Genomic DNA, 16,856 nt, shown 5'->3' with positions numbered 1-16,856 from the left:
CCCCCTGCTTTACTGAAATAGCTTACAATTCTCGTCACGCACTTATTTTAGAGAATCAGACTGACATGTGCAAGGATTTTCCATAGATCATATTGCTATGTACAAGTTTGTTCTTAAATTTAGAATTATGCATAAATTTATGTCAACCGGTTGACACACGAAACCGGTTGACATACAATTCTTCTTGAAAGCGCTTTTACATTTTTGTGCAAAAGGAGGGAAATTAACGAATATGAAAAGGTTGATGTTAGGAAGTTTGTCACTGTTGCTCATGTTTGCAGTCTGGGGTTGTAACAAAAGCGAAAGCGCAAATAGCAGCGGAAAGAAAACGGTTACAATGTGGGTGCACGTATCGGATGATAATGAGGAAGGAAAGGTTTATCAAAAGCGGGTGGATGCTTTTAATAAAAAGTACGCTTCAGATGTCGAGGCGAAAATTGAATTCATTCCCCGAAGCGGAAACGGTGGAGGTTATGAAGACAAAGTGAATGCGGCATTAACAACGAACACCCTGCCTGATGTCATCACTTTGGACGGACCAAATACTGCGGCTTATGCGAAATCTGGCGTTATTGCACCTTTGGATGAGTTTATTAAAGACCAGGATGATTTATTGCCAAGTATTAAGCAGCAAGGCACCTACCAAGGGAAACTGTATGCCCTCGGCGTCAGTGAATCGTCGGTCGGCATCTACTATAACAAAAAAATGCTTAAGGATGCCGGGGTTGATTTGAAAACGCTACCAACAGTAAAAGATCCTTGGACATGGAAAGAATTTCTTGATCTTTGCAAAAAGCTGAAAAATAAATACGATAAACCAGCCATCGATATGCAATTACAGTCAAAAGACGAAATATTGACTTATGCGCTCTTACCGTTTGTTTGGTCAGCTGGCGGGGATATTCTTTCAGAAAACGGGAAGAAAGCGGATGGCGTCTTTAACAAAAAAAACACCGTTGAAGCGATGACGTTTATCCAAACGATGCTTAAAGAGGGCTATACAACACGTACCCCTGTCAAACAAGCGTTTGAAACGGAGAAATACCCGATGAAGATGAGCGGCGTGTGGACAATAACCGATATGAAAACAAACTTTTCCAACGTCGATTATGGAGTGATGCCATATCCTGTATCGCCAAAAACCAAAAAGCTTGTCTCGCCTTCAGGAAGCTGGCAGTTCGCAATGACACAAGCGTCTGAAAATAAAGAGTGGGCAGCAAAATTAGTAGATTGGATGACTAATAAGGATTCCAATATCGAATTGAGCCGATCAATCGCCGCCCTGCCTGTACGTTATTCATCAGAGAAAGTGCTGACAAAAGAATTTTCTGATGAAATGAATGTCTTTATGCAGCAGCTGAAAGAAACGGGTCATGCACGTCCGGTGACACCGGCATATCCGCAGGTAACTCGAGCATTTCAGCAAACAATCGATGACATTAGCTTTTATGATCAAAACCAGGATATTCAAAACGTGCTAGATACACGTGTAAAAGAAATGCAATCTGCCATCGATAAGGCAAACTAACAGGTGGGCGCCATGAATAAAACCATATTGAAAGAGACTAGGCCGGCCTTTCCATTAGAAAGAAAGACAGTGAATAAAATACGCTGGCGGGAAAACGCAGTCGCATATATGTTCTTAGGGCCTGCTTTGCTTATTTTATTAATGTTTCTTGTGATTCCTTCCATCATGGCTGTGTACTACGCATTTACAGATTACTATTTGTTAACGCCTGATTTGCGTAAGTTTATCGGCTTTGATAATTTCATCAAACTTTTTCAGGATCCAATATTCTTAAAAAGTTTGGGCAACACCATTACATTTGTCGTCTTTTTGATACCGCTACAGATCGGAACAGCACTCGGGCTTGCCCTCCTATTGAATAAAAAGCGCAAAGCCAATGCTTTTTTCAAAGTCGCATACTTTAGTCCTGTCGTCATGTCACTGGTTGTCATCTCCGTCTTGTGGATGTACTTGCTGAATCCGAATGAAGGTATGATAAATAATGTCTTGGCGCACTTCGGTCTATCACCACAGCCTTTCTTGACGAGCCCTAAACAAGCAATCTTTACGATTGTTGTCGTTTCCGCTTGGCAAGGAGCAGGGTTTCAGATGCTCATTTTTTTAGCTGGTTTGCAAAACATTCCCGAGGATGTCTACGAGGCGGCGCAATTAGATGGCATGAATAAATGGCAGCGTTTTATTTACATTACATTACCTTTGTTAAAACCGACATCTGTTTTTATCTTTATCACAACGCTGATCAGCGCGTTTAAACTCCTTGTTCAGCCCATGGTTATGACCCAGGGCGGACCAGTCAATTCAACGATGACGGTTGTCTATTATATTTATCAAACTGGATTTACCGATCGGATGGTCGGATATGCAAGCTCGATCGCGCTCTTGTTTGGAACGATTATTGGATTGGTGACACTCGCACAACGCAAGCTGGTTAAGGAGGATGAAGACCATTGAGACGTAAGTTCGGGCCTTTGACAATTCTGGAGTATACGTGTCTTGTTTTGCTGGCCGTTCTATTTATCTTTCCGCTCATTTGGATGATTGCATCTTCAATGAAACCGGAAGCGGAAATTTATAACAATATGAACAGCTTCAAAGCGTTTCTGCCCTCTCTTCATCTGGCAGAATGGTTTTCGTCCTATAGGGAAGTGCTGACTCGGTTTGATTTGCTTATGTATATTGGTAACAGTCTTTTTTATGGTGTGTGCGTAGCAGCCGGATCTGTTGTGATTAACGGAATGGCAGGGTTTGCATTCGCCAAACTGCAATTTTCAGGGAAAAAGATGCTCTTTGGCATTTTGTTGGCGCTTTTAATTGTACCGTTTGAAACGATTTTAATCTCACAGTTTACAATTATTCATAAAATCGGTTTGGTCGATACACGCCTTGCCGTTATTTTGCCGGCATTAGCGGGGGCATTCAATATTTATTTGTTCAGAAACTTTTTCATGGCAATTCCGGAGGAAATGATTGAATCGGCCAAGCTTGACGGGGCAAATACATGGCAAATCTTCTGGCGGATTATGATACCGATGTCTAAACCAGCTGTCGCCACTGTCGGAACCTTAGCCTTTATCGGCAGCTGGAATGATTATATTTGGCCGCTAATGGTTTTGACGGATAAGTCGAAATTTCCGATTCAAGTTGCGATTACAGCTATCAACAGCACAGAGCCTGTCTACACAAATCAAGTTATGGCTGTATTGACGATTTCCACCATCCCATTGATCTTGATTTATATTGTGGCTCAGCGCTACATTTTGGAAGGTCTTAGCGGTTCAGGAACAGGTATTAAGTAGATATCAATGTTGGGTTAAAGGAGCTGTAGAAATGAAAGGCTCAAAAAGTCTGTATTGGAAACTGAGCGCTTATCTCTTCTTTTTCTTTTTCACATGGTCTTCCAGCTACTCTTTGTTTGCGATTTGGTTGGGACAGGAAGTCAAATTGAATGGATCGGCGACTGGGATTATCTTTTCTGTAAACGCTATCTTTACTTTATGCATGCAGCCTTTATATGGCTTTATCTCTGATAAACTTGGGCTGAAGAAAAACATATTATTTATGATTAGTGTACTTATCGTTTTTACCGGGCCGTTTTATATCTTTATCTACGGGCCGCTTTTACAATATGATGTCTTCCTCGGCGCCATTGTAGGTGGTATTTATCTAGGAACTGCTTTTCTTGCGGGAGTTGGCGCTATTGAAACCTATATTGAAAAGGTCAGCCGAAAATATCAGTTCGAATACGGCAAGACAAGGATGTGGGGTTCACTTGGCTGGGCGGCAGCAACATTTTTTGCTGGACAGCTGTTCAATATCAATCCGAATATCAATTTCTGGATTGCCTCCCTTTCAGCAGTTATATTGGTGGCCATTATTATGTCCATAAAAATTGAGATGACGGATTATGATAAGGAAAGAGCGGATTCGATCCGGTTAAAAGACGTAGGAGGACTTTTTCTATTAAAAGACTTTTGGTTTTTAATGTTGTACGTAATCGGGGTGACATGCGTGTACGGCGTCTATGATCAGCAATTCCCGATTTACTACGCTTCTTTATTTCCCACTTCAGCTATGGGGAATCAAATTTTTGGATATTTAAACTCATTTCAAGTATTTCTTGAAGCGGGCATGTTGTTTTTGGCCCCCTTTATTGTTAACAGACTCGGTCCTAAAAAAAGCTTGATTCTCGCGGGACTTTTGATGTCTTTCCGTATTATTGGGTCTGGAATTGTCATCGGGCCGTTCGGAATTTCATCGATGAAACTTATTCATGCTTTAGAATTGCCAATCATGCTGATTGCGATTTTCAAGTATTTAGCCGCGAATTTTGATACACGTCTTTCATCAGTTCTTTATCTTGTCGGCTTTCAATTTGCATCTCAAGTAGGTACATCGATTTTCTCCCCCATTGCGGGTGGTTTATACGACAGTATAGGTTTCCGTCAAACATATCTATTCATGGGAACCTTGGCTTTATGTTTCACAATCATTTCAATTTTTACTTTATTAGACTCAAAGAACGGCGTTGCGTACACTCAACCTTTTCAAAAAAACAGATATAGAGAGGATGTCACGAATGGATAGAATCCAACAGGCAGAGGAAGCTTTGAAAAAAGCGGAGGAAAAGATGAATACTCGTTATCGATTAGGGTACCATATCATGCCCCGGGCAAACTGGATAAATGACCCGAACGGGCTTATACACTATAAAGGAGAATACCATGTCTTTTATCAGCATCATCCGTATGATGAGAATTGGGCCCAAATGCATTGGGGCCATGTAAAAAGTAAAGATCTCATTCATTGGGAACATCTTCCGGTCGCTTTAGCCCCCGGTGACTCTTTTGATGAAAGCGGCTGTTTCTCAGGAAGCGCAGTAGAGTATAATGGAAAACTTGCTTTAATTTATACAGGGCATAATGTAATAGATCAAGAGAAAGACATTTTCTATCAAAATCAAAATATCGCTGTCAGTCAGGATGGGATCGTGTTTGAAAAGCTTCAGGAAAACCCTGTCATTGCGAAACCGCCGGAAGACAGCTCCCGCCATTTCCGTGATCCAAAAGTATGGAAGCATCGTAACAGCTGGTATATGGCAGTCGGGAATTCAACGAAAGAAAACGTCGGACGAGTTATTTTATACCGCTCGCCCAATTTGCGAGATTGGGAATACAAAGGTGTTCTTGCACAAAGTAATGGCGATCTCGGCTATATGTGGGAATGTCCTGACTTCTTCGAATTGGGCGGCAAACATGTCTTGCTGATTTCTCCTCAGGGCATTGAAGCGGACGGTGATTTATATAAGAATTTGCATCAAACTGGCTATTTAATTGGAGAATATAATGATGAAACCAACGAATTTGTGTATGGCGCTTTTACAGAGCTGGATCACGGCCATGACTTTTATGCTGTACAAACGTTATTAGATGATAAAGGACGCAGAATTGCCATAGGTTGGATGGATATGTGGGAATCTGAGATGCCGACAAAAGCAGATGGATGGTGCGGTGCTTTGACATTGCCAAGAGAATTAACATTGCGGGATGATCATAAAATTTTGATGAATCCTGTGGAAGAAACTAAGTTGTTGCGAAAATCAAAACACCTGGATTGTGCTAATCAGTTGATTTCAGGGAATTACTTAGCAAAAACAGCCGAAGAGCTTCTTGAAATTCAAGTCGTGTATGACTTAACAGATTGCAGTGCGGAATCAGTAGGTTTGAAGATTCGCGGCCTTGAACAAGAAGAAACAGCTATCAAATACAGCATAACTGATCAAAAGCTGACACTCGATTGCTCTAAGACGGGAAAATCGCGAGACAGTGTGAGAAATGCGCGGCTAGAAACAAATGGAAAGCTGACACTGCGTATATTTATTGACAGATCATCAATAGAAGTATTCGCCAACCATGGAGAAATAACGATGACTAGCCGCATTTATCCGAAAAAAGACCGATTGGGAATTGAACTGTTTTCTGAGAAAGGCGCTGTAAGGGTTGAGGAATTCACCTATTGGACTTTAAAAGACATCTGGAAGGAAGATGAATCGCTTGAAAAAAATATTTTGCATCGGTGAGACACTGATTGATTTCATTCCAGTCCAAAAAGAAAGGGCTTTACAAGATGTCACATCCTTTGAGCGCGTTGCCGGCGGCGCGCCGATGAATGCGGCAATCGCTGCTGCAAAATACGGCGCGCATGCCGTCATGCTGACGAAGATTGCTAACGATCATTTCGGGGATTATATAGTTGGCGTACTTGAAGAAAACGGCGTAGATACTTCTTATATTATTGAAAGCGATGAAGGTGAAACCGGATTGGCATTTGTATCCGTAGACAAGTCTGGGGAAAGAAGCTTTCATTTTTATCGAAAAAATGCCGCTGATTTGCTGCTTTCACCAGATGAGTTGATGTCGGAAAGGTTTCATCAAGGAGATATGCTTCACTTTTGTTCAATAGATTTAGTTGACAGTCCAATGAAACAAACCCATATCAAAGTTATTGAAGACTTTCAAAGAATTGGTGGAATCATTAGCTTTGACCCCAATATCAGGCTTCCTTTATGGCCTGATGAAGCAAGCTGCCGTGAGACGATTCTGAACTTCTTGCCTCTTGCGGATATCGTAAAAGTGTCCGATGAGGAACTGCAGTTTATCACAAACATTGATGATGAACAAGAAGCAGTCACATCGCTTTTCACCGGACTTGTTAATGTCGTTGTTCTGACAAAAGGAAGCGACGGTGCAGCGATTTATTTAAAAAATGGCGAGTCGTACGAACATAAGGGGTTTAAAGTCGCTGTTTCCGATACAACCGGTGCAGGCGATGCCTTTATCGGCGGTTTTTTATCTGAATTGATGTCAATCGGCATATCAAAGGAGACGCTGTGCGAACAAATAAGTAAACATCACCCACGTTTGCTGACGTTTGCAAATGCAAGCGGAGCTCTCACTGCTTCTGTAAAAGGAGCTATTCACGCTGCACCGGGCAGACAGCATGTACTAAACTTTATTTCAGCGAGGACGGAGATTCAAGAGAAATAAGAACTTAGAAATAATCCACTCATATCACTAAAGAAGAGTGGATTATTTCTCTTGCACTGTACCAACTTTTTAAACCTAATTTAAAATCGTACATTATTAAAACACAACAAGGGGGATATTAATGATAAAAGAAAAAGAGAAAATGTTAGCCGGAGATTTATATGATCCGTCGGACTCCGAGTTAGCAAAAGACAGACAAAAAGCAAGTCAACTTGTTAGAATTTACAATCAAACTACAGAAACCGAAGTGGTTAAACGGGTTAATTTATTGAAAGAGTTACTTGGTACATCAGGAGAAAACGTATATATGCAACCCAATATTAGGTTTGATTATGGATATAACACTTATGTAGGTGATAACTTTTTCGCAAATTTTGATTGTACAATTTTAGATGTATGTGAAGTTCGATTTGGTGATAATTGTATGCTTGGACCTAGTGTACAAATCTATACGGCTACACACCCACTTCATCCAACAGAACGAAATTCAGGGTTAGAATATGGAAAACCCATCACTTTTGGAAATAATGTATGGATTGGAGGAAGCTCAGTAATTAATCCAGGAGTTATGATAGGTAACAATGTTGTTATAGCTGCTGGTTCTGTTGTTACTAAAAATGTGCCAGATAATGTTGTAGTTGGTGGCAATCCAGCTAAATTAATTAAACGTCTCGAAATATAATACACTAGCGTTTCGAGGAGTTATGATTCTTAAATCAGTTAGGCTTTATTCTGTTTCATCAGCTGAAGCCATCAAACCGCATCTTTTATTAATCAACATTAAAAAAGGTCCTAAAGTGAGGTAACTGAATTTACCCCCCTACTGTTGCAGAAGGGGGTATTTTCACTTTAATTTCACTTCCAATTTCGCCTTGTTTTTTGGAGCATAGATGCCATCTGAAGTTAATCCATTCATCAGTTGAACCGTTTTGAATGCATTTGCTGTTTTCGGCCCAACACCCCGTCAACGCCATGATTCTTTGCTCCCTTATCCGGATAGAAGTAAAGAGCCTCCAGTTCTTTTTGAATCTGTATTACCTTTCTCCTTCTCATCTTTGAAAACGCCAGTCGGAAGCCGGTAGGATGATTTTCGATTCGATAATGTAATCTTGAAAAAGATTTATAGTCTCCGATGTTATATAATCTGTTCTGTTTTCACCAGTCAACACTGCATTTACTGAGATTAAAATCACTCAGAATTAGATTAAGTAACTCATTTGCCCTTTGACCAGTTTCGAATAGAATCCTGATGATTAGTTTATCTCTAATTGACAAATAAGAAGCAAGTAGGGTATTAACATGTTCTTTAGAAATTGTTTTTATGTATCTTCGAGGTTTCTTTACTTTAATAATATTCATTAAGTTTTATTTTTTGTTTTTATTTCCTTGGTGAGAGCGATTTTTACATCCCTTATCAAAATATTCTCTTCTTGTCATGTAGTCATAAATTCCAATTACATAGTTTACTATTTGGTTTATTGTTTTTTCTGACCTCTTAGCTTGTGTCGCATTTACATAGGTTAAATTTATTGAACCTTTTGGATGCCTTAGCCAACTGATAAACTCGGCCAATACATTTAAATCAATTGAATCGTAATTGAGGTTTTTAATCTCTAAGAAGCTCCAATATAGTTTTAAATGGTATGCATCTGTTTTAAAGTGTTTGCAGAATGGCCCAAGAGATCAAGACTTAACACACTTCATAACGGGTATTACGGGATTTAAATTGCTGCTTGCAACAATCCATCTATTTTCCCCTTTTGAATTTAAAACATTGATAACACTTAATCATCTCAACCTCCTTATTATGCTTACTTTGTATACTTTAGAATATCAGACTTGTTTATAAATAAGTAACAAAAAGATATAGAAAATGTATCTATCAATAAATACGATAAACACTCTCCTATATTATAGTCTGGATAAGATTGTCCCTCGATCTCTAAGCAATTTGGTTCACTCCTTTATTGATCTAATATCAATAGAATAAAAGTTCCTTATTCAACATAAACAGGAACAAGAGTTCGATATAAATATTGGTAAAGCTATTCCATATCCTCGAATGATCCTTCCTTAAAATAATCTACACGTCTCCAAATAAATAAACCTCTAAAAATTAGAAGACATAAAAAAGAATAAGGGCTTTAAGACCCTTGTGAAAGCTTGTTTTCATTACACTCTCTATCTTCCTTTTTCACCATTTCTATATGTTTTTACGAATTTTGGTTAAAAAAGAAAAAGGTACCGTTTGGTACCTTTTTTATATTTATTTCTCATTTCTTGTGAATTTTGGTAGTCCGAATATAATTGCTATGATGCCGCAGATCCCGATTAAAACAGGATAGAAAGAGTAATGCAAGATGCTGACAGGTGAAATATTCCCAAACTTCCCGGCCGATAACATCTGCGCGCCATAAGGAATTAAGCCTTGTATCACGCAGGAAAAGATATCTAAGATACTTGCCGACTTTCTATTATCGATTTTAAATTCATCAGAGATATTTTTGGCTATCGGTCCGGCTGCAATAATAGCAATCGTATTATTGGCAGTAGCTAGGTTAGTAACACTGACCAATCCGGCAATACCGGCTTCAGCACCTTTTTTCGAATTGATTCTTTTGGAAATGAATCCCACCAAAAAGTCAATCCCTCCGTTTTGTTTCATGACGCCGACCATTCCGCCAATTAACATTGAAAGGATGATAAGATCAGACATTCCGGCAATTCCATCCGTAATTGCTTTAAAATAAGACTCAAGCGTCAAGCTGCCGCTTGCAAACCCTATAATTCCTGTTAAGATCAATCCCCCAAAAATGACAGCCACCACATTAAAACCAATTAACGCAAAGACTAACACGGCAACATAAGGAAGTACTTTAAACCAGCTGTAAGATTCAGCTCCGGTATGTCCTACGTGTCCTGTCGGTATAAAAAATAATAAAATGATAGTTATGATAGCAGCAGGCAAAACGATCAAAAAATTCGTTTTAAATTTATCCATCATTTGTGTTTTTTGTGACCGTACTGCCGCGATGGTGGTGTCCGAGATAAAAGAAAGATTATCTCCAAACATAGCTCCGCCGACAACAGCTGCAATAGCAATTGCAGTAGACAAGCCAAGTTCTCCGCTCAAACCGGCGCTAATTGGAGCAACTGCGGCAATCGTTCCCATCGATGTTCCCATCGAAACAGAAATAAAACAAGCAATGATAAAAAGCCCTGGCAGTATAAACTGCTTCGGAATAATGCTCAAAGCAAGGTTGACGGTTGAGTGTACTGCTCCCATCGTCTCAGCTGCAGAAGCAAAAGCACCCGCTAATATAAAAATGATAACCATAATAATAATATCAGGATGTCCCGCCCCGGAAGCAAACCATTCTATTTTCTGATTGAGAGATTGCTTCTGGTTAAATGAAAGCGCGAAAGCTGATGCTATAATTGCCGCAATCAATATCGGCAATTTATAGAAATCTCCAGTCAATACACCAGAGCCGACAAAAAGGCCTACAAATAAGACTAGTGGCAATAGCGCCCAAGGATTTCCATTTTGTTTCATCTAAGTAGCCACCTTTAATTTCAGTATCAAAGTCGTTAAACATAGTCTAAACAACATTCCATACTTTAAAAGGCTACAGTAAAAAAGTCAAGCGGAAAAATAGTATAGTAATTATGAAATTAAAAACAGAAAAGAAAGAAGGATTTTTCAAGAAGAGGAAATAACACTTTCATCAACAGATTATTTGGAAAGTTCCATATACAAATACAACTGTTTGATGAGGAATGTTTGAGGGGGCAACACGCAACGATACTGGCCATAAAAACTGTTTAAAGCTATTATCAATAATACAATATAAAAAGGAAAAGGTTCATACCCTTCCTCTTTATGCACCAACTCAATCAGCGGTCATAGCAATTGTTATTCAAATAATAGCAGCATCAGAGAATATGAGGAGCATTTACAAGAAAATAAATTCAATAATTAAAAGGGCGCTATTTTCATATTCAAATTGAGTTCTTGTAAGCACTAATTGCTTCGTTACGTAGTAACATGTTATCTTTGTTAACCATGCCTAAGTTGTAAGCTTTTTTAATAATATCTAATACCTTCAACTCCATTGCAGAAAGACTACCTCCACCATTTAATCTGGATTTCCAATAATCTAAAGACTTATTTATGTCAAGTGAGTTTTTTTATTCTCGGGTTAAACTACCTCATTTTTCTCAAGTTTTTCACAGAATTCACTAAAACTAATGGATGAAGGAGTTGGATTATTCCCTCCATACCCTTCAGTAGCCAAGCTGCAAAATGCTAAGAAATTTTGGATCATAAATAAGATCACTTGAGTTTACATTTACCACCGATAACCACAATCCTTTCAAAGCTTTTTATAATCTTAGAGCACCCTTTCCATCTTTACACATGTAAATATCGACAATTTTCCAAATGATTTAATAATTGAATAAAAAAAGAACCTGCATTAAGCATGTTCTCTCCCTCATTTGCAAACTTTTGTTTTATAACCATTCTTTTATTTAGATTGAGGATGCTTACTCGGAAAAGCAACAATACTTTAACATTATGTTAATTCTTATAAGTCTCCTTATAGCTCCCCGTTTTATTTAAGTATATTTCTTCATAAACTTTAGGGTGAAAAGAGAGAGACTATTCCCCCTAAATTCTATTAACTGGGCTGTTGTTTTAACCATTCTTTTTTTAGCAATGCATATTGAAAAGTGTTTTCATATTTAGGTGTTCCATCCTCGTATTTAGTAAATGAAATAAATTCACGAAAATAACCTTCTTTACGCATACCTAATCTTTCACATAATTTTTGAGACCTATAGTTATCATCTTCAACATATGCATAAAGCCTTCTTGCTCCTTTTTGCATAAAGAGATACTTTAAGAAAGCCTTCGCACTTTCACTTGCGTATCCCAGCCCTTCGAATTGAGCATTGAAATTCCAACAAATAGAATAGGTATCTGGCTCTTCTTTAAAATAAAAAAGTTCTCCTATTATATCATCACTATCTTTTAAGCAGACTGCAATATAAGAGTCATCTTTGCTTCTTTTTTGCACTCTTAAGACAGCTTCTTCTAACGTAGAAATTCTGTCATCAAGAAAGCAGTTTACTCTTGGATTAGCCGAATATTCCAACAAGCCTTGAGAATCTGCCTCGCAAAAATTTCTTAAAATTAATCGGTGGGTTTCAATTTTTTGCATTTGTAATCTCCTAATTCAAATTTATCGATAATCTGATCAAGCAAGAAGATGGAATTTTATCACCCTCAAATGCATCAACTATGAAGATTCCCCCAGGTGGAAAATACATGGGTAAATACAATTATAAATACAATTTGAAGGGAGTTTCAGTTGATGTTGCTACCGCAGCAATCGCCGCAGTCTCAAAAGCACCTTACAATGTCATACTAAGTATTGTATCATTTTTAGCAGGTACACAAACAACTGCATATTATACGGTATTCCAGTATCGTTATGCCTTTAAATGTAATGCATATCCTTATGCCAATAGAACAAAATTCTATGAAGACTCGTCAAGAAAGAAAGTCCTAAGAACAGCAGACAGCGCTAAATTCTTTGGAAGCAGACCAATTCCGGCAAGTTGTTGGCCATAAAAACGAGGTGAAAATATGCAACAAGAAAAAACAACAGTTATTAATAGGATAATAAAAAGATATATCCTTTTGTTCCTTGTTTTATGTGCGTGCTATTTCGTTTACATGGGGGTACTGGGAAACAAGTTTACTGTGATTCCACTGGCTATTTTCATTGTTGGCTCTTTAATTGGCGAGTTCGTAAGAATAGGGAGGATAAAAAGATAGGAGGTTCCGCCTTCTATCTTTTTTGTTAACAGCTACAAACTCTCACTGAATCATTACTGGAACTAAGAAAGAGTACCTCACAAAACAGTAATGAAGATATTAGTCAACAAGAAGTAACTAATGCTAAGTCTGAAACGAATATGCAACTAGTATTTCGATATTAAGGAGGTGGTTATGTTCTAGATAAAATATAGATTTTATTCAAAATACATACTTGAAAGACAGAGATAATAAGAGCATGCGTTTAGTATTTCTAAGGTTTTATTACGGATAAAATAAAACCTCATCTGCTAAGAACGAGGCTTCTTCCAATCTATCGCTATATTCTGCTTGCATTTACGACAAGTTACATTGTGTTTTCCGTACATGACAAAGTTCTTTTTAAATTCACATTGCGGACACTCTAGACGCTCTCTCCAAAAAAGACTTCAAAGATAAGAAAGACGCTGAGTGAACCCAGACCCAATCCTGGCAGGATACCGTCTATTAGAAGAAAGACATAAAATGTTGCTGCATTCCTCACGAGGAGAACCTTTGCAAAAGCACACCTATTTTACTGAAGACAATCAAAACTTCATTAAAAAAACAAATGATAAATTAGAATACAACTTTTATTTATTTGAAGCAATGTATGAGGCATACAACAAAAACTACGATCGAGCAATTAACTTATATGGGTTAGCTTAGAAAAAGCTTGCAGAAATTCCGGATGAAATTGAAGCTGCTGAATTTTACTCTAAAGTCTCTTACTTATACACTCTTGTTAAACAAAGCATTGTGGCACAACACTATATAAAAAATGCAATTTCAATATATAAGCGACACCCTGATTATAAATGCAAACTAGCTACTTCAACAATGATTGCAGCTGCAAACTATGCTGATATGAAACGATTTGAGGAAGCAGAAAAATATTACTTAGAAGCAATTGATATTGCAAAAGAAACAAAAGACGAATTTTTGAAAGCTCAATTACTTCACAATCTTAGCATCGTATATTCTGATTGGAACAAACATGATAAATGCATTGAATCTCTTGAAAAAGCAATAGGAAATGAACCTTGGTTAAATTCATAAATTCTTTATTCATGATGATTAAAGAACTCTTTAAAATTGACGAAAAAATGAAAGCCATTAAATTTTACAATAAAGCACAGGAAAGACTCATATTAATGGAGAATGAAGTATATGAAGCCAAAATCAGCATCTTATATTATATAACCTTTATTGTGGGGAATTAAAAAATAATTTCAATAATTGTATTAGTAATATTGAGTTTTTAAAACAACAAAATGAACTTGAAAGTATAGATGAATTGTCTTACATATCTGCAAAAAGGTTTGAATCAATAGGTGCTTTTGAAGAAGCAACAATGCGAAAATTTGGGCTGAACAGAAAATGAATCAGGTGGAGGGAATCTTATGAAAAAACTTGTGCTTTGCGTATCTATTTTAGCTGTGATTTTAAGTGGAGTAGCTTTAACGCAATTGAGTACAGATTCACCATCTAACATCCAGGTAGCTGAAAGGCCTGTCGAGGTTAAAAAAGGTTGATTAATTAATTTAGCCCTACTCAAACATTTGAGTGGGCTTTTATTTTATGATTTATGTCCCTCGGTAAGCCCAAGCTCTATGAAGCGCTGTCCCTGCGGGTGTGTAAGATACTGCTCTCAGAATCGCTTTTGATCCATATTTGCTTCTAATCCCATCCATGACAAATCCGAGTTTCCTTCTCTTTTCATTATCCACCTCAAATAAACTCAGCTGCTGATTCTTATCATCCTCTATATTGGAAAGAGTGACTGAGATACTTCTCACAGTCTTACCTGAGTAAAACTTATTAAAGAGCATCAAGCAGCATCTATAGATATCCATGGTGATATTTATGGGAAGATCAATTGTTTTTGCTCGATGAAATCCACCACCTAGCTCATCTTTGCTGTAGCCAATTCTAATAAATCCTGTTCGTAAATATATTTTTTGATATAACCACCCAACGAATGGATTAAAAGACAATCGAATAAACCGATTAATAACTAGAAGAGTACCAACTTGCCAAATTGAATCAAGACCGGTCTCTTTCCGTATAATGTATAACACGGAGTCTCATAAAAGACTAAGCGCAGTTAAATAAATACCAAAATAATAACATGTGACGAAGAAGACTGACTTTTTAGAGTAGACATGATCATCCCCACCTTCTTTATCAAACTCTTATTTTTCATATTCTTTTAGTTCATTGTAAGCTAAAAGGAAATTTTCGTAAGAGTTGCATCCTAAGCTATTTATATCTGATTCAAATAACCGTTGAAACGCTAGTTCCTTTGCTTGGTCAACTGTGTTTTGTTGTGCGTTCATAATCAATTTCATATAGGATAGAAAATATTCTTTATTTAATGTACTTGAATGATTAATGGTCATGATTTATACCCTCCTTCAGATTAAACTGGACATTTATCATAAAAAAGGGAGTAAGCAATATGATTACTCCCTTCCTAACATCCTATTTAACAACCACAGTTTGAACTGTTACTATCTGTACTACATGAGTTTTCTTGAAGTAGATTCACACTACACACACCCGTTTCAGGTAAATCAAGTTCTACTCTTCTCGCTGATTCATAATCTCCAGCAAGAGCAGCCGAAATCGATCTTACCTGCTCATAGCCGGTTGCCATGAGAAACGTTGGTGCACGTCCATAACTCTTTGCTCCTACAATATAAAAATCTTTCTCAGGTTGACGAAGCTCTTCTTCTCCATGTGCACGAACTGTGCCGCAGCTATGAAGGTTAGGATCAATTAATGGCGCTAAATCTTCTACACTCTCCGTAATGGAGTCTATAGATGTACGCAATTCGCTTATGATTGTAAAATCTGGACGATTACCTGCATTTACAATAATTTCATCTACGTTTGAAAGGATTTTGTCCTCTTCATTTTGATTTCCTATCACCTTCATACCATTCCCTGATGCTGTAATATGGTGAATTCTATATGGAGTTATGACCTCCACTTTTCCAGAATCCACAAGATGATGAATACGACTTCCAAGGGCTCCTCTTGCCGCAAGAGCATCCTTTTCTTCTCCACCATATGCATCTTCGACCTTCGGTTTTCTCATCAACCAAAGAATTTCAGTTTTCGGATACGTTTCTTGCAATTGGGCTAACTCTAATAAAGCGTTGATAGCTGAATGACCACTACCCACAACGGCAACACGCTTATCAGCATAACGATCCTTTTCTTTCTCTAATACATTAGGAATACCATAAAAGATGTGCTCTTTCAGTACTTGTTCATCTTTTAACCATACACCACTAGAATTTGCAGGGTTAGGGTTTCCCCATGTACCTGAAGCATCTAAGATTGCTCTTGCTTTGTATGTTTGAAGCACCCCACCTTTTTCCGCATAGACGATGAATGGTTTATTCTCTCGGCCTGCCGTTTTCATTTTATCTGTTTCCTCACGTGTAATGGAAAGGACTTTGGTATTTACATATACATATGGCTTAATTTCTGCAATATCTGCTAATGGCTCTAGGTATTGTTCTACAAACTCTTTTCCTGTTGGTAATGTTTCTAAATTTGGAGATTTCCATCCATGTTGTTTTAAAAGAGCGTGTGCAGTTTTATCAATATTATAACGCCAAGGGGAGAACAGACGAATATGCTCCCATGTAAGAATATTGGCTCCTACTTGTGATCCAGCTTCTAATAAAATAAAAGGCTGTCCTTGCTTTGTTAAGTGTGCAGCAGCAGCTAATCCAATTGGTCCTCCTCCGATAATGACTACAGGCAAATGTTTGTTTTTATTGACTTCTCCTTTCATATTAACTGACGAAGAATTAGTTTCTGTTGAACAACAAGACACAGTATTTAATGGAATATTATTAATGGATTTCATAAAAATCCTCCTCATTTTTAAGTAATAGAATACTTT

The 16,856-nt window shown here is 37.7% G+C and carries 14 protein-coding genes and 4 pseudogenes; 10 read left to right on the top strand and 8 right to left on the bottom strand.

The genetic code is table 11. The features are described from left to right. Positions 1-232: 232 nt before the first annotated feature. From WA325_RS01220 to WA325_RS01190, 7 genes are all read left to right on the top strand, one after another. On the top strand, positions 233-1,528 hold the full coding sequence (locus WA325_RS01220) for an ABC transporter substrate-binding protein (RefSeq protein ID WP_248336585.1): 1,296 nt from the start codon (positions 233-235) through the stop codon (positions 1,526-1,528). 12 nt (positions 1,529-1,540) lie between these two features. Next, complete coding sequence (locus tag WA325_RS01215; protein WP_105954318.1) at positions 1,541-2,479, top strand: carbohydrate ABC transporter permease; 939 nt, start codon at positions 1,541-1,543, stop codon at positions 2,477-2,479. Beyond that, positions 2,476-3,324, top strand: coding sequence for a carbohydrate ABC transporter permease (locus WA325_RS01210; RefSeq protein WP_105954317.1), 849 nt, complete (start codon positions 2,476-2,478; stop codon positions 3,322-3,324). The genes WA325_RS01215 and WA325_RS01210 overlap by 4 nt, the downstream gene beginning before the upstream one ends. A gap of 31 nt (positions 3,325-3,355) precedes the next feature. Continuing rightward, positions 3,356-4,612, top strand: a complete 1,257-nt coding sequence (locus WA325_RS01205; protein ID WP_202853770.1) for an MFS transporter — start codon at positions 3,356-3,358, stop codon at positions 4,610-4,612. Further along, positions 4,605-6,104, top strand: a complete 1,500-nt coding sequence (locus WA325_RS01200; protein ID WP_336183084.1) for a glycoside hydrolase family 32 protein — start codon at positions 4,605-4,607, stop codon at positions 6,102-6,104. Before WA325_RS01205 ends, WA325_RS01200 begins: the two co-directional genes overlap by 8 nt. Next, on the top strand, positions 6,079-7,071 hold the full coding sequence (locus tag WA325_RS01195) for a carbohydrate kinase family protein (RefSeq protein ID WP_336183083.1): 993 nt from the start codon (positions 6,079-6,081) through the stop codon (positions 7,069-7,071). The genes WA325_RS01200 and WA325_RS01195 overlap by 26 nt, the downstream gene beginning before the upstream one ends. A gap of 121 nt (positions 7,072-7,192) precedes the next feature. Then, positions 7,193-7,753, top strand: coding sequence for a sugar O-acetyltransferase (locus WA325_RS01190; protein WP_105954313.1), 561 nt, complete (start codon positions 7,193-7,195; stop codon positions 7,751-7,753). A gap of 162 nt (positions 7,754-7,915) precedes the next feature. On the opposite strand, the pseudogene WA325_RS01185 reads toward WA325_RS01190, so the two are convergent. From WA325_RS01185 to WA325_RS01170, 5 genes and pseudogenes are all read right to left on the bottom strand, one after another. After that, positions 7,916-8,103 (bottom strand): annotated as a pseudogene (locus tag WA325_RS01185) (peptidoglycan-binding domain-containing protein); the annotation flags it as partial. Positions 8,104-8,226: 123 nt separating this feature from the next. Next, entirely contained in the window at positions 8,227-8,430 is a 204-nt protein-coding gene (locus tag WA325_RS21415; protein ID WP_105954312.1) for a tyrosine-type recombinase/integrase, read from the bottom strand. Between the two features lie 907 nt (positions 8,431-9,337). Further along, positions 9,338-10,627 carry a Na+/H+ antiporter NhaC family protein gene (locus WA325_RS01180; RefSeq protein WP_336183082.1) on the bottom strand — a complete coding sequence of 430 codons (1,290 nt, stop codon included), beginning with the start codon at positions 10,625-10,627 and terminating at the stop codon, positions 9,338-9,340. A gap of 446 nt (positions 10,628-11,073) precedes the next feature. Further along, positions 11,074-11,430: pseudogene (locus WA325_RS01175) on the bottom strand (hypothetical protein). Between the two features lie 323 nt (positions 11,431-11,753). After that, positions 11,754-12,296, bottom strand: a complete 543-nt coding sequence (locus WA325_RS01170; protein WP_336183080.1) for a GNAT family N-acetyltransferase — start codon at positions 12,294-12,296, stop codon at positions 11,754-11,756. Positions 12,297-12,403: 107 nt separating this feature from the next. Between WA325_RS01170 and WA325_RS01165 the strand changes: the two genes are divergently transcribed. The 3 genes and pseudogenes from WA325_RS01165 (at position 12,404) to WA325_RS01155 (ending at position 14,469) form a co-directional block, all read left to right on the top strand. Further along, positions 12,404-12,709 (top strand): hypothetical protein, encoded by a 306-nt coding sequence (locus tag WA325_RS01165; protein ID WP_258182101.1) that lies wholly within the window; start codon positions 12,404-12,406, stop codon positions 12,707-12,709. 672 nt (positions 12,710-13,381) lie between these two features. Further along, positions 13,382-14,341 (top strand): annotated as a pseudogene (locus tag WA325_RS01160) (tetratricopeptide repeat protein); the annotation flags it as partial. Beyond that, positions 14,338-14,469 (top strand): PhrK family phosphatase-inhibitory pheromone, encoded by a 132-nt coding sequence (locus WA325_RS01155; RefSeq protein WP_105991881.1) that lies wholly within the window; start codon positions 14,338-14,340, stop codon positions 14,467-14,469. The pseudogene WA325_RS01160 and the gene WA325_RS01155, both read left to right, overlap by 4 nt. Before the next feature lie 44 nt (positions 14,470-14,513). Here WA325_RS01155 and WA325_RS01150 read toward each other — a convergent pair. The 3 genes and pseudogenes from WA325_RS01150 to WA325_RS01140 form a co-directional block, all read right to left on the bottom strand. After that, positions 14,514-14,883: pseudogene (locus WA325_RS01150) on the bottom strand (DinB/UmuC family translesion DNA polymerase); the annotation flags it as partial. Between the two features lie 246 nt (positions 14,884-15,129). Beyond that, complete coding sequence (locus tag WA325_RS01145) at positions 15,130-15,336, bottom strand: hypothetical protein (RefSeq protein ID WP_105991880.1); 207 nt, start codon at positions 15,334-15,336, stop codon at positions 15,130-15,132. A gap of 86 nt (positions 15,337-15,422) precedes the next feature. Continuing rightward, positions 15,423-16,820, bottom strand: coding sequence for an FAD-dependent oxidoreductase (locus tag WA325_RS01140; protein ID WP_105991879.1), 1,398 nt, complete (start codon positions 16,818-16,820; stop codon positions 15,423-15,425). Positions 16,821-16,856: the final 36 nt, after the last annotated feature.

This window comes from Bacillus sp. 205(2023), from assembly GCF_037027485.1.
Lineage (GTDB): Bacteria > Bacillota > Bacilli > Bacillales > Bacillaceae > Bacillus > Bacillus halotolerans.
Note: the sequence above shows the minus strand (reverse complement) of the source record. Positions and strands in the feature narration are given on the sequence as shown.